Origin of the sequence: Streptosporangium sp. CA-135522 (genome assembly GCF_050949235.1) — a bacterium.
Classification (GTDB): Bacteria; Actinomycetota; Actinomycetes; order Streptosporangiales; family Streptosporangiaceae; genus Streptosporangium.
The window spans coordinates 8,087,058-8,100,428 of record NZ_CP192026.1 but is presented as its reverse complement, the minus strand read 5'-3'; the positions used below and the strand labels follow the sequence as shown (position 1 = coordinate 8,100,428).

At 71.7% G+C, this 13,371-nt stretch carries 13 protein-coding genes; 6 read left to right on the top strand and 7 right to left on the bottom strand.

Going from position 1 to position 13,371, the window contains the following annotated elements; genetic code table 11:
- Positions 1-834, bottom strand: a complete 834-nt coding sequence (locus tag ACQPYK_RS38220; protein WP_433242526.1) for a patatin-like phospholipase family protein — start codon at positions 832-834, stop codon at positions 1-3.
- Positions 835-954: 120 nt separating this feature from the next.
- Here ACQPYK_RS38220 and ACQPYK_RS38215 point away from each other — a divergent pair, with 120 nt between their 5' ends.
- The 6 genes from ACQPYK_RS38215 (at position 955) to ACQPYK_RS38190 (ending at position 6,671) form a co-directional block, all read left to right on the top strand.
- Entirely contained in the window at positions 955-2,256 is a 1,302-nt protein-coding gene (locus ACQPYK_RS38215; protein ID WP_433242524.1) for an FAD-dependent oxidoreductase, read from the top strand.
- 166 nt (positions 2,257-2,422) lie between these two features.
- Positions 2,423-3,331 carry an ATP-binding cassette domain-containing protein gene (locus tag ACQPYK_RS38210; protein ID WP_433242521.1) on the top strand — a complete coding sequence of 303 codons (909 nt, stop codon included), beginning with the start codon at positions 2,423-2,425 and terminating at the stop codon, positions 3,329-3,331.
- Positions 3,312-4,112: an ABC transporter permease subunit gene (locus tag ACQPYK_RS38205; RefSeq protein WP_433242518.1), complete on the top strand. Its 801-nt coding sequence runs from the start codon at positions 3,312-3,314 to the stop codon at positions 4,110-4,112. Before ACQPYK_RS38210 ends, ACQPYK_RS38205 begins: the two co-directional genes overlap by 20 nt.
- The gene (locus ACQPYK_RS38200; protein WP_433242515.1) at positions 4,112-5,263 is read left to right on the top strand and encodes a PucR family transcriptional regulator; all 1,152 of its coding nucleotides are present in this window, start codon (positions 4,112-4,114) and stop codon (positions 5,261-5,263) included. The genes ACQPYK_RS38205 and ACQPYK_RS38200 overlap by 1 nt, the downstream gene beginning before the upstream one ends.
- Positions 5,264-5,367: 104 nt before the next feature.
- Positions 5,368-5,697, top strand: coding sequence for a hypothetical protein (locus ACQPYK_RS38195; RefSeq protein WP_433242512.1), 330 nt, complete (start codon positions 5,368-5,370; stop codon positions 5,695-5,697).
- On the top strand, positions 5,694-6,671 hold the full coding sequence (locus tag ACQPYK_RS38190; protein ID WP_433242509.1) for a PGDYG domain-containing protein: 978 nt from the start codon (positions 5,694-5,696) through the stop codon (positions 6,669-6,671). The genes ACQPYK_RS38195 and ACQPYK_RS38190 overlap by 4 nt, the downstream gene beginning before the upstream one ends.
- A 319-nt stretch (positions 6,672-6,990) precedes the next feature.
- On the opposite strand, the gene ACQPYK_RS38185 is transcribed toward ACQPYK_RS38190, so the two are convergent.
- From ACQPYK_RS38185 to ACQPYK_RS38160, 6 genes are all read right to left on the bottom strand, one after another.
- Positions 6,991-7,950, bottom strand: coding sequence for a quinone oxidoreductase family protein (locus ACQPYK_RS38185; RefSeq protein WP_433242507.1), 960 nt, complete (start codon positions 7,948-7,950; stop codon positions 6,991-6,993).
- 74 nt (positions 7,951-8,024) lie between these two features.
- Positions 8,025-9,722, bottom strand: a complete 1,698-nt coding sequence (locus tag ACQPYK_RS38180) for a serine/threonine-protein kinase (protein WP_433242504.1) — start codon at positions 9,720-9,722, stop codon at positions 8,025-8,027.
- Between the two features lie 86 nt (positions 9,723-9,808).
- On the bottom strand, positions 9,809-10,579 hold the full coding sequence (locus ACQPYK_RS38175; RefSeq protein ID WP_433242501.1) for an HAD family hydrolase: 771 nt from the start codon (positions 10,577-10,579) through the stop codon (positions 9,809-9,811).
- Complete coding sequence (locus ACQPYK_RS38170) at positions 10,569-11,651, bottom strand: ABC transporter ATP-binding protein (RefSeq protein WP_433242498.1); 1,083 nt, start codon at positions 11,649-11,651, stop codon at positions 10,569-10,571. Before ACQPYK_RS38170 ends, ACQPYK_RS38175 begins: the two co-directional genes overlap by 11 nt.
- Entirely contained in the window at positions 11,648-12,502 is an 855-nt protein-coding gene (locus ACQPYK_RS38165; RefSeq protein ID WP_433242495.1) for an ABC transporter permease, read from the bottom strand. The genes ACQPYK_RS38170 and ACQPYK_RS38165 overlap by 4 nt, the downstream gene beginning before the upstream one ends.
- Positions 12,490-13,371, bottom strand: a complete 882-nt coding sequence (locus ACQPYK_RS38160) for an ABC transporter permease (RefSeq protein WP_433242492.1) — start codon at positions 13,369-13,371, stop codon at positions 12,490-12,492. The genes ACQPYK_RS38165 and ACQPYK_RS38160 overlap by 13 nt, the downstream gene beginning before the upstream one ends.

The window sequence follows — 13,371 nt, the reverse complement described above, 5'->3', positions numbered from 1 at the left end:
TCAGCCGGGCGGGTGCTGGGCCAGGTAGTGGGACGAAGCCCGGTAGGCGCGTTCGATATACCCAGATATACGCGACGAATCCCGATAGCGCAGCTGGGAGAGGTCCATCCCGGGGCGATTGTCGCCGCCGGCCGGCATGATGTGGACCTCGACGTCGGCCGGGAGCGCGGCCATCTCCTCGGCGAAACGGTGACGGCGGGCGATCTCGAAGGCGGTCAGGCCGACCTCCCACGGCCGGCGCGGGGCGACCAGGGGGCGCTCGATCCGGCCGACGTGCAGGACGTAGACGCGGCGGGCGCCCAGAGCGACGGCGCGGCCGACGGGAATGCTGTGGACCAGCCCGCCGTCGAGGAAATGCTCGTCGCCGATGCGGATCGGCGGAAGCAGGCCGGGCACGGCGCAGGAGGCGAGGACCGCCTCGACCACGGGGCCTTCGAAGAACCAGTGGGCGGTGGCGCGTTCGACGGAGGCGGCCACGCACTGGAACGGCACGGCCAGATCCTCGATGCGGGAGACCGGCAGCATCTGCGTCAGCAGGCCGCGCAGCGGGCCGACGGAGTGCAGGTGGGTGCCGGACTTGGCGAGGGTGGACAGCCGGGTCATCCACGACCCGGCGAAGGCCGTGCGGACCACGTCGGACCGCCACAGCCCGGCCAGGCTCGCGACCGCGCCGGCGGGGTCGGCCGCGAGCACGACGCCGTTCAGCGCGCCCACGGAGGTGCCGACGATCACGTCCGGCTTGACGCCCGCCTCGTCCAGCGCCTGCAACATCCCCACCTCGTGGGCGCCGAGCACGCCTCCGCCGCCCAGCACGAAGGCCGTATCCACACTCATGGAACTCACGATAGGCGTCCGGCTGCGGGGATTCCCCGCCGCAGAAGATCATTAAGTTCATATATTCGGTGTTCCTGCAGGAGATTTCCCGGCGTCATTCTCGCCATCGTGGAGGCAACCATGATCCGTAAGACCGGAGAGCACGCGATCGTCCTGGGAGCGGGGATCAGCGGGCTGCTCGCCGCGCGGGTCCTGACTGATTTCTACGACCGGGTGACCCTCGTCGAACGTGACGCGCTGGGAGGCGACGGCTCCCGCAAGGGCGTGCCGCAGGGGTTCCACGCGCACTCGCTGCTGCCGCGCGGCCTGCAGATCCTGGAGGAGCTGTTCCCCGGTCTCACCGGGGAGATGCTCGCCGAGGGCGCCGTGCCGTACGAGATGATCGTGCAGCTTCGGATGATCATAGGGGGACACGAGTTCGCGAAGATGCCGACGGGTGATACGGGTGTGTCGTCGACCCGGCCGTTCCTGGAGAGCCACCTCCTGCGGAGGGTGCGGGGGCTGCCGAACCTGGCGACGACGGACCGCAGCCAGGTCGGCGGGCTCGCGACCAGGGAGGGCCGGGTCGTCGGCGTGCGGATCGCCGGTGACGACGGGGAGCGGGAGATACCCGCCGATCTCGTCATCGACGCGATGGGCAGGGGAGGGCGGACGCTCGCCTGGCTGGAGTCGATGGGATTCGACCGGCCGCAGGAGGAGACCGTCAAGGTCGAGGTCGCCTACGCGACGTGGTACCTCCGGCTTCCCGAAAGGGCGCTGGGGGAGGATCGCATGATCATCGTAGGGACCTACCCGGGCCGACCCAAGGGCGCCGCGCTCTGCGCGGTGGAGGGTGATCGCTGGCTGGTGACGCTGGGCGGCGTCGCGGGAGTGCGCCCGCCCGTCGACCCCGAGGGGTTCTTCGCCTGGCTCGACGAGGTGGCCCCGGCCGACGTGGCGGCGGCGGTGCGCGCGGCCGAGCCCCTCGGCGAGATCGGCACGGCCAGGATCCCCACCAGCGTGCGGCGCAGGTACGAACGGCTGAGCCGCTTTCCCGAGGGGCTGCTCGTCACGGGCGACGCGATCTGTAACTTCAACCCGATCTACGGTCAGGGCATGTCGGTCGGCGCGCTGTACGCGCTCGCGATGCGCGAGTGCCTGCGCGAGGGCACCGGCGACCTCGCCCGCCGCTACTTCGCCGCCGCCGCCAAGGCCCTCGACCCCGCCTGGCAGCTGTCCAGCGGCGCCGACCTGGCCCTGCGCGAAGCCGAGGCGGCACGAACCCCGCTGGCCCGCATGCTCAACGCCTACCTCGGCAGACTGCAGCGGGTCGCCGCCCACGATCCGCAGGTCGCGGTCGCTTTCAGCAGGGTGAGCGGTCTGCTGGACCCACCCTCGGCCCTCGTCCGGCCGGCCGTCCTGTGGCGGGCCCTGCGCGGCTGAGCGTCGGAGGTGGGGCGGGTGAACCGTGTGCGGCTGAGCGCCGGGAGCGGACGGGGCGTGTGCGGTTGAGCGCCGGAGACCGGTTCTGGATCCGGGCAACGAACAAGGGGTCAAGTGTCGTGATCCGGTCATGGCCGGGGTGGCGGCGAACCGGCACGATCGGTGCATGACATCGGTGGTGAAAACCGAGGGGCTCACCAAGTTCTACGGTGGGCGCCGGGGACTTGAGGATCTCGACCTGGAGATCCGTCCCGGAGAGGTGTTCGGGTACCTCGGCCCGAACGGCGCGGGAAAGACGACCACGATCAGGTTGCTCCTCGACGTGATCCGGCCGACCCGGGGCCGGGCGACCGTGCTCGGCGCCGACCCTCGCGACGCGCGGGTGCGCGGCCGGATCGGTTACCTGCCCGGAGAGCTGGCCCTGGAGGGCAGGGAGAAGGCGAGGGACTATCTCGCCTTCGTCGCGGCGGTGCGCGGCGGCGTGCCCGGACACCGGATCGAGACCCTGGCCGAGCGGCTGGAGGCCGACCTGGCGGTGCCCATGGGCAAGCTGTCCAAGGGCAACAAACAGAAGGTCGGGCTGATCCAGGCCTTCATGCACGAGCCGGAGTTCCTGATCCTGGACGAGCCGACCAGCGGTCTGGACCCGCTGGTGCAGCAGGAGTTCCTGGCGATGGTCCGCGAGGCCCGCGCCGCCGGCCGGACCGTGCTGATGTCCTCACACGTGCTGGCCGAGGTCGAGGACGTCGCCGACCGGGTGGGGATCCTGCGCGGCGGGCGGCTGGTGGCGGTGGAGGACGTCTCGGCGCTGCGGGAGAAGGCGGTGCGGCGGGTGGAGTTCCACTTCGACGCGCCGGTGCCCAGGGAGGCGTTCGAGAACCTGCCCGGCGTGCGGGACCTGCGGGTGGTGGGCGCCAGCGTCCGCTGTACCATCGACGGTCGCCCGGACGCGCTGGTGAAGGCGGCCGCCGGGTTCACCGTCGTGCACATGGTCAGCGCCGAGCCCGATCTTGAGGAGATCTTCCTCACCTACTACGGCGAGGAGGAGGAGCGCCATGCCCGCGCTGGTGTCTAAGAGCCTGAGGGACTACCGCAGAACGCTGGCCGGCTGGACCATCGGCATCACCGCGTTCTTCGGGCTGTACATGTCGTTCTATCCGAACATCGCCAAGAATCCCGTCCTGTACGGCCAGGCGGCGCTGGCCAAGTTCCCCGGGGCCATGCGCGACCTGATGGGAGGCCTGGAAGGGTTCACCACCGGCGTCGGCTACCTCCACAGCCTCGTCTACCAGCTGTTCGGGCCGATGCTGTTCGTCGCCTGCGCCGCGATCCTGGGCAACCGGGCCATCGCGCAGCCGGAGGAGTCCGGCACGCTGGAGTTGACCGTCACGTTGCCGATCGACCGCAGGAGGCTGGTCTTCGAGCGCTTCGCCGCGCTGGCCCTCGGCATGCTGGGGGTGGCGGCGGTGACGTTCCTCGCGGTGTGGGCGATGACGGCGGCCACCGACATGAACGTTGCTCCCGGCAGGATCCTCGCTGGGCACGCCGGGGTCCTCCTGCTGGGTCTGTTCTTCGGCGCGCTGGCCCTCGCTATCGGCGCGGCCACCGGGCGCAAGGCGGTCGCCATGGCCGTGGTGGGCGTGGTCGCGGTGGGCGGCTACGTGATCGAGAGCATGGGACGCAACGTGGAGGCGATCGCCTGGCTCCGGTGGGTCTCGCCGTTCCACTACTACCTGGACGGCAGGCCGCTCTACCAGGGCCTGCCCGCCGGCGACTACCTGGTCCTCGCCGGGGCGACGGTCGTCCTGCTCCTGACCGCGATCCTCGCCTTCGATCGGCGTGACGTAGGAGTCTGATGGACGAGGCCCCGAGGGTGCCCGCCGGACTGCTCGGCGGACACCTTCGCGTTCTGGCGGAGGCCGCCGCGACCGGGTTGCTGCCCGACCGCGGCGCGCTGGACGACTACCGCGTCGCCGGCGCGCGAGCCGCCGAGTCGGGCGTGCCACTGCGCGCGCTGGTGGAGAGCGCCCTGATGATGGCCGAATCCGTGGGCTCCGCCCCGCTGCCGGCCCTGAGACGGGCGGTCTCCGCCCTGATGGAGGGCTATGAGAACGCCCAGCGGCTGGCGCTGCGCCAGGAGGAGGCGGCGCGCAGGGAGTTCGTGGACGACCTGCTCCAGGGCCGGGCCGACCGGCTCGCCGAGCGGGCCGAGCACTTCGGCCTCCGGCTGGCCGAGACCTATGTGGTCGCGGTCGCCCGTCCGGCGAGGCCGGTGGACGGGATGGCCCGTCCGGCGAGGCCGGTGGACGGGGTGACTCATGGCGAGACGGCCCATGGCGGGGTGGCCGAGGACATGGCGCCGGACGAGATGGCGCCGGACGCGATGGCGTACGGCGCCGGACCGGCCCGGCGGATCGAGGAGGCGATGGTCGCCCGGTTCGGCTCGCACAACGTGCTGGTCGCGGTGCGCGACGGCGGGCTCGTGTGCGTCGCCCCCGGCAGCCTCACCGTCGCGCCAGGGGAGTTCACCCATCACGTGAGACAGATGTTCGCGCCCGGCTGGCGAGTCGGCCTGGGGCGGCCGCACCGGGGGCCCGGGGGAGTGGTCACCTCCTACCGGGAAGCCACCGGCGCCATCGACCTCGGCGACCGCCTCGACCTGCGGGCGTCGGTGCTCAAGGCGGCCGACCTACTGGTCTTCCCGGTGCTCCTGCGGGACAGGGCGGCCATCGAGGATCTGGTGACGACCGTGCTCAGCCCGCTGCTGCAGGCCAGAGGCGGTCCGGAGTCACTGCTCGGCACGCTGGAGGCGGTCTTCGCCTCCCAGGGCAACCAGACCGCCGCCGCGCGCAGGCTCGGCGTCAGCACCCGGGCGGTGACCTACCGGCTGGAACGGATCCGCCGTCTCACCGGTTTCTCACCCGACGACCCCACCCAGCGCTTCACCCTGGAGACGGCGGTGCTGGGCGCCCGCCTGCTGGACTGGCCGTCTCATCCGCTGGACTGACCGCGCCGTCCCGGCGGCTCCGGCCGGGACGATGCGCCGCTGGCCTCCGCCTCGCTCCGTCCCTAAACTGAAGATCGAATAAGGACGTCGACGGGTGAGTGCGCATGGACAGCGAGCAGCGGATACAGGTCAGGACGGACAGCCAGAACTCCTCGGGGCTGCGGTTCCAGGAGCTGGGGGCCGATTTCGAGGAGTATGTGGCGGGGCTCCGCAGCCATCTGCACGGGTCGAGCTTTCCCTGGCCGGGTGAGACGACGATCGTGGCGAGCCTCTACGCCCAGGTGATGAACGGCCTGGTCGACAAGGCGGACCTGCTCGCGAGAGAGCTCGGTGTCGCCGGCGCCGATCAGATCGTCATGGCGGGCAACTACGACACGGCCGACGCCTGCGGTATCGAGGCCGTCCGGCGCGTCGAAACGGAGTTCTCCGCGTGACCGCGCTGCTCGCGACGCCGGCGGCCCAGCTCGGTTTCTCCCTCATCGGGATAAGCCCGCCCCCGCCGTTCCCCTCGGCCTACGACGCGCACATCACGAGCTTCGAGCAGGCCGGTGCCCAGACCAAGTCGCTCAACGCCCACGCCGACGACGCCCTGTGGCGGATGGTGTCTCGCAACGAGGCGTCAGCCGTCGAGGCTTGCAGGACCAGGCTGACCGCCGAAGAAGGGCCCCTTCGGAGCCTGGAGCAGCTCGCCGCGGACTGCGGCGCGACCGTCTTCGCGCTGGAGGCCCTCCGGATCACCAGCACCGCCACCTGGGCGGCCATCGGGCTGTTCGCGGCGGCGGTGGGCGTCGCGGCGGCGACCGCCCTCTTCACCGGCGCCCCGATCTCGCTGCCCGGGCTCATCGCCCGGGCGCGGCAGCTGATCGCCGGCGCTCTCCGGCGTTTCGGCGCCATCCTCCAGAAGCTCTTCAAGTCACTCCTCGACCGGATCGTGGGCCGACGTTATGTCAACCTGAAGTCGGCGCAGATGACCGAGCAGTTCGCCGCCTCCGCCGTGTTCAGGAAGAAGGCCGTCGTGGGGGTGCGGGACGCGCGCGAGGGCGAGAAGATTCACACCGTCCTCGCCGACGGGACGAAGGAGACGGTCAACAAGGCGAAGAAGGGCGACAAGATCATCACTAATCCCCGCGGGGAGGAGTACATCATCACCGCCGAGAACTTCGCCAAGCGCTACGACGACATCGGGGAGGGCATGGCCCGGGCCAAGGGGACGGTCCGCGCCTTCCAGAACCCCGTCGGAAAGCCCGTCACGATCGATGCGCCCTGGGGTGAACGCATGGACGGTGACCGGAACGCCTGGTTCATGATGGCCGTCGATCCCAAGAAGACCCAGGTCATGACCGACGACAGATATATCATCGGCTCCAGGGAGTTCCGCGAGGACTACGAGCTGTGGTCCATCCTCTGACCGCCCCCGCAGGCGATCGGCGGCCTTCCCGCTCCGCCGGGTGCGCGGGCCGTACGGCCGCCGCCGCGCTGGGCGCCCGCCTGCCGGACCGGCCGGCTCACCGTCTGGACTGAGCGCACCGTCTGGACTGAGCGCACCGTCTGACTGAGCGCACCGTCTGGACTGAGCGCACCGTCTGACTGAGCGCACCGTCTGACTGAGCGCACCGTCTGACTGAGCGCACCGTCTGGACTGAGCGCACCGTCGCGGCGGCCGCCGCCCCGCCCGGCGGCGGTCGTGCTCGCGAAACGGCTCAGGGGAGCCGTGTGCGCGAAACGGCTCAGGGGATGAGCAGGAGCTTGCCCGTGGTGCGGCGGGCCTCCAGGTCCTCGTGGGCGCGTGCGGCCTCGGCGAGCGGATAGCGACGGGAGACGTGCACCTGGAGCCGTCCCGAGGCCACCCAGCCGAAGAGGTCGGCGGCCCGCCAGGTCAGCTCGTCGCGGGTGGCGACGTAGTGGGCGAGGGTGGGGCGGGTCAGGAAGAGGGAGCCGTGCTGGTTGAGGGTCTGCGGGTCGACGGGCGGGACCGGTCCGCTGGCCTGGCCGTACAAGGCCATCACGCCGCGCGGGCGCAGCGAGGCGATGCTGCCGTCGAAGGTGGCCGCGCCCACGCCGTCGTAGACCACGTGCACGCCCGAACCGGCCAGTTCGCGGACCGCCTCGGCGAAGCCGTCGTAGCGGAGCACCTCGTCGGCGCCCGCCTGGCGGGCCAGCTTCTCCTTCTCCTCGCTGGAGACCGTGCCGATCACCCGGGCGCCGCGCAGCTTGGCGATCTGGGTGAGCAGCAGTCCCATGCCCCCGGCCGCGGCGTGCACCAGCACGTCGTCGCCCGGCTTCACCTCGTAGGTGGAGTGGGTCAGGTAGTGCGCGGTCATGCCCTGGAGCATGAGGGCCGCGGCGGTGTCGGCCGCGACGCCGTCGGGCACGGAGAGCAGGCGGGAGGCGGGCACCACGGCCTTCTCCGCGTAGCTGCCCATCACGTTCGCCCAGGCCACGGTGTCGCCGACGGCGAACTCCCGCACGTCCTCGCCGACCGCGACGACGGTGCCCGCGCCCTCGTTGCCGGGGACGAAGGGCAGCGAGAGCGGGTAGCGGCCCATCCGGTGGTAGACGTCGATGAAGTTCACGCCGCTGGCCGCGACGTCGATCAGCACTTCACCGGGGTTCGGCTCGGGATCCTGGTGATCGGTGTAGGTGAGAACCTCGGGACCACCGGTGGCGGAGACGACTATGGCACGCATCGCGCTGGAACTCCTTCGCTCGGTCGAGTGCTTCGATCCTCCCCAACCTCGCGACGATCACTCGTTGTTCCCGGTCAGGGCCTGTCGGAGGCCGTACCCTCCGGACCTTCGAGGGTGCCGTGCATGGTGAAGTTGTCGAAGGAGGTCCTGAGCGTGGCCTTGCTCTTCTCGCCCACCCGGGCGATCAGGCCGACCTCGCCGGAGGACAGCGGGTTGGCGTCCAGAACGGACTGGACCCGCTCGCCGTTGACCCACATGATCAGCTGCACGCCCTGCGAGGTCTCCGAGCACTCGGCCTGGAGACGGGCGGGCTCCCCCGGGGGCAGGTCCACCTGGACGGGCTTGGTGAGCTCGCCTCCGGCGCTCTTGACGCTCTTGCGGATGCGGGCGTTGCCCGTGGTGTCGAGCAGGAACTCGTACCGGGTCGCCTCGTAGGTGTCCTCGCCCCGGCAGAACAGGCCGTACTCGCCCTGGCCGTTGCTGCCCTTGCGGACTCCGACGTCGACGCCGAGCAGCAGCCGGCGGGGCATGACGGGAGTGGGGCTGGCCGTGGGGTTGGGAGTGGCCGGTGGAGCGGTCGCGAAGGGGACCGGGGCCTTCTCCCGCAGGACGGAGTCGTCGCCGTCGACGTCGAGGGCGTAGTAGCCCTCGGGGGCGAAGCCGTGCTCGCCGCTCCCGTCGCTCTCGCTCTCGTCATAGGTGCCGCCGCTCCAGCCGTTCCCGCTCTGGGTGAAGTCGTTCTGGTAGAGCAGGCGAAGGTTGGTGGGCGGGCCGCCGGAGGAGAGCGTGAGGTAGAGGCCGAGGCCGCCCGCCGCGACCACGGCCGCCACCGCCGCTCCGGCGATCAGCCTGCCGCGTCCGGCCGGCCGGCCGGCCGGCGCGGGCGCGAGGGTCCGCCCCTCTTCGACGGGCTGCCCGGCGGGTACGGTTCCGGTCCACGGCGTGGTCGCGTGCATCGTGGGCGGGCCCTGCTGCCAGGTCGTCTGGACCGAGTGGGCGGTCTGCTCGGGAGCGGCCGAGCGGCCGACGAGGTGGTCGAGGACCTGCTGGGCGGTGGGGCGGTTGCGGGGGTCCTTGGCCAGGGCGTAGGTCACCAGCTCGCGCAGCGCGGGCTCCATGCCCTCCAGGGAGGGCTCGGTGTTCAGCACCTGGTACACCACCGCGGGCAGCGTCTCCCCGCCGAACGGCGCCTTGCCGCTGGCGGCGAAGGCCATCAGACAGCCCCAGGAGAACACGTCGCATGCGGGGGAGACCGGCTCGCCGCGCAGCACCTCCGGCGCCATGTAGCGGGGCGTGCCGATGATCTCTCCGGTGCCGGTGATCTCGCCGAGCGTGTCCAGCGCGCGGGCGATGCCGAAGTCGATGACCCGGGGCCCGACCGGGGAGAGCAACACGTTGGAGGGCTTCAGGTCGCGGTGCACGACCCCGGCTCCGTGGATGGCGGTGAGCGCGGTCGCCACACCGACCGCCAGCGCGTCGAGGCTGGAACCGCGCAGCGGCCCCCCCGACTGCACGGCCTCCTCGAGGTTGGGGCCGGTCACGTATTCGGTGACGACGTAGAGCTGGTCGCCGTCGAGCGCGGCCTCGATCACCGCGGCCGTGCAGAACCGGCGGACCCGCTGGGCGGCGTCGGCCTCCCGGCGAAAGCGCATTCTGAACTGCTCGTGCTGGCTGTACTCCGGGTTGATCACCTTGATGGCGACCCGCTGCCCCTCGGGTGACTCGCCGAGGTAGACCGTGCCCATCCCGCCCCGACCGAGCCGGCTGAGCACGCGGTATCGACCTATTTGTAGGGAATCACCCGGAGTGAGGTCGTTCACCGTCGTTCCTAACCGCATATACCGTCACATGAAGTGGCTCAGCTTACCGAGATCTTGCCTGCCGTCAGCAGCCGCAACAGCGGCAGGTCCACTTTCTCCAGACTGTCCACGGTCAGCACGCCACGCGGTGTTCCCACGCCGTCCACTGTGTCCCCCGCTGTGTCCTCCGCCCCGCCGTCCGCTGCGCCGCCCGTTGTGCCGCCCCGCACCGCGACCACCCGGCACCCCGCGGCTCGGGCGGCGGCGAGGCCGGTGGGGCTGTCCTCCACGGCCACGCACTCGGCGGGGTCCATCCCCAGCCCGGCCATGGCCTTCAGATAGGGATCCGGCAGCGGCTTGCCGCGCTCGGTGTCCTCGGCGGCCACGATCAGGCGGAACCGCTCCGCCCCCACCGTGCGCAGCACCATGTCCACGACCCGCCGGGGCGAGGCGCTGACCAGCGCCGCCGGCACGCCCGCCGCCTCCAGGTCCTCCAGCAGCCGGATGGCGCCGGGCAGTGGCGTCACCCCGCCCGCGATCCGCTCCGCGAAGGCCTCGGTGAGCCACGCTCCGACGGCCTCGACGGTCGCTCCGCCCGAGGAGTCCCTCTCCGGCCGCGCGACGTCCCGCGGCAGGAGGGTGACGCTTCGCCGTACGAGATGGGCGGCGGTGTGCTCGACGGGACGGCCGACCACGTGGGCGCCGTCGGCCTCGGTCAGGCCCAGGCCGAGTCGCGCGGCCACCGCCACGCACGCCTCCCACCACAGCCCCTCGGTGTCCACGAGTGTGCCGTCCATGTCGAACAGAACGGCGCGCAGCTCAGCCGACACTCGCGGTGTCCCCCGTCTCCGCGTGGGCCGGGACGGCGACGGCCGCGGCGCGTTCGGCGACCAGGACGGGCCGCCGCACGAGGCTGAGGTTCACCTTTGAGCCGGGGGCCAGCCGTACCGCGTCGTGGCCGGGCACGTCGCTGAGGACCTCCAGCTCGCCCAGCCGTACCCGCAGCCGCGCGGACGAACCGCGGAAGGACGACGCCACGATCAAGGCCTCGCCCTCCGCGTCGGGCGTGACGAGCACGGCCTCCGGGCGGACCAGCACGTCCACGTCGGGGGAGGCGGGCAGCGGGCCGTCCACCGCGAGCGACTGGCCCAGGACCGCGACCTCCTTCCCGGACACGCGGCCGGGGATGTGGTTCATCGTGCCGACGAACTCGGCCACGAACGGTGTGGCCGGCCGGTCGTAGACCTCGGCGGGAGGCCCGCACTGCTCCAGCCGCCCGTCGCGGAGCACCGCGACCCGGTCGGCGACGGACAGCGCCTCCTCCTGGTCGTGGGTCACGAAGATCGTGGTGATGCCGAGGTCGAGCTGCAGCCGGCGGATCTCCTCCCGCAGCGTGACGCGGACCTTGGCGTCCAGCGCCGACAGCGGCTCGTCCAGCAGCAGTACGCGAGGCTCCAGCGCCAGCGCCCTGGCCAGCGCGACGCGCTGCTGCTGGCCGCCGGACAGCTCGTGCGGGTAGCGCTCGGCGTGCGCGGGAAGGCCGACCAGCTCCAGCAGCTCCGCCGCCCGGGCGTGCCGCCGGGCGGCGGGCACCTTGCGGACCCGCATCCCGAACGCCACGTTGTCACGGGCGTTGAGGTTGGGGAACAGGCTGTAGGACTGGAAGACCATCCCCGCGTCCCGCCGGTTGGCGGGCACCCGGGTGATGTCCTCGCCGTCCACGAGCACCGCTCCGGCGTCGGGGTGCTCGAAACCGGCCACGCAGCGCAGGGCCGTCGTCTTGCCGCAGCCGGACGGCCCGAGCAGGGCCATCAGCTCGCCCTGCTCGACGGTGAGGTCCAGGCCGTCCAGGGCGACCGTGCGGCCGAACGTGCGGCGCAGCCCCCGAAGCTCGACGGTCATCGACGTTTCCTTCCTGCTTCCGAGACGGTGAGCAACAGCAGCCAGATCAGCAGCAGGCTGATGACGGACAGGGCCACCGACAGCTGCCCGTCGTTCCCGGAGACCGTCACGATCCAGACCGGGAACGTCTGGTAGCCGAGCAGGGCGGCGATGGTGTATTCGCCGAGTACCAGCGCGAGGGTGAGGAACGAGGCGCTGGCGATGGCCGAACGCATGTTGGGCACGATCACCCGCAACAGCACGTGCGGCCACGAGGCTCCCAGGTTGCGGGCCGCCTCCACCAGGGTGCGCACGTCGATCACCCGCAGCCCGGCGTCCAGCGACCGGTAGACGAACGGCAGCGTCAGCACCACGTAGGCCAGGACGAGCACGACGGGGAACCTCTCGTCCTGGATCGCGATCAGCGTCGCCCACAACGGCGTGGCGGCCAGCGCGTCGGTGCCGCCGCGCAGCGCCGTGCCGATGCCGACCGCGTAGGTGATCGGCGGCACGACCAGGGGCAGCGTGGCGACCACTTCGAGCACCGGCCGCAGCCGCGGTGCGCCGAGCCGTACGGCGAGCATCGCCGGAAGCGTCAGCAGCAGCACCGTCACGATCGTGGCGACGGCCAGCCCGAGGGAGACCAGCAGGCTCGGCACGAAGCCCGGCGCGGACAGGATCCGCCCGTAGGCGTCGAGCGAGAGGCCCTTCCCCTCGGTGTGAACGGTGAACCAGAACGACACGGCCATCGGGACGAGGAAGTAGATCGCGGCGACGCCCAGCACGACCCCCCGCCAGATTCGCGCCCGCCGGGGGCGCGCGGAGGCGGCCGGGCCGGGAGTGTTCTGCGCGACGGTGGCTACCGCAGCCATCGGGAGCTCCTCTTCTGCAGCGGCAGGTAGATCGCCATCACCAGGACCGCGACGACGATCATGTCGAGGCTGAGCGCGAACGCGATGTTCTCGTGGCCGATCAGCACGTCGCCGGTGAGCGCGTCCGCGATCTGCAGGGTGACCAGGGGGACCGTGCTGCCGACCATCGCCGCGGCGGTGGCGTAGGCGGCGAACGCGCCGCCGAACAGCAGGACGACCCCGCCGAGCAGCGCGGGGGTCAGCACCGGGACGCCGACGTGCCGCCAGAACTGCCAGGTGGTGGCGCCGTTGTTGTGCGCCGCCTCCCGCCACTGCGGGCGCAGGCCGTCCAGGGCCGGGGTCACGACCAGGACCATCAGCGGCACCGAGAAGTACATGTAGACCATCACCAGGCCCCAGAAGCTGTAGAGGTTCCAGCCCGCCTCGCCCAGCCCTGCGGCCTGGGTGACCACGCCGGAGTTGCCCAGCGTGGCGATCCACAGGAACGCCAGCGGCACGCCGCCGAAGTTGGCCAGCACGCCCGAGGCGGTCAGCACCGCCTCGCGCAACGCCCGGAACCGGGAGGTGACGACCGCCTGGGCCAGGAAGACGCCCAGGATCGCGCCGAGCACCGCGACCACCGCGGACAGCCGCACGCTGCTGAGAAGGGTGGCGAGGTAGTTGCCCTGCAGGCTCGCGGTCACGTTGGCCGTGCTGAGGGAGGACAGCCCGCTCTGCGGGTCCTTGACGGTGAACGCGCCGAGCAGCAGCGCGATCCCCGGAATCCCGAACGCCAGCGTCATGAAGCCGAGCAGGGGCAGGACGGCGAGCCACCCCTTGGATCGGGCGCGGTCGCCGCGGACGGCCGCGCCCCCGTCAGTCGTCGTCAC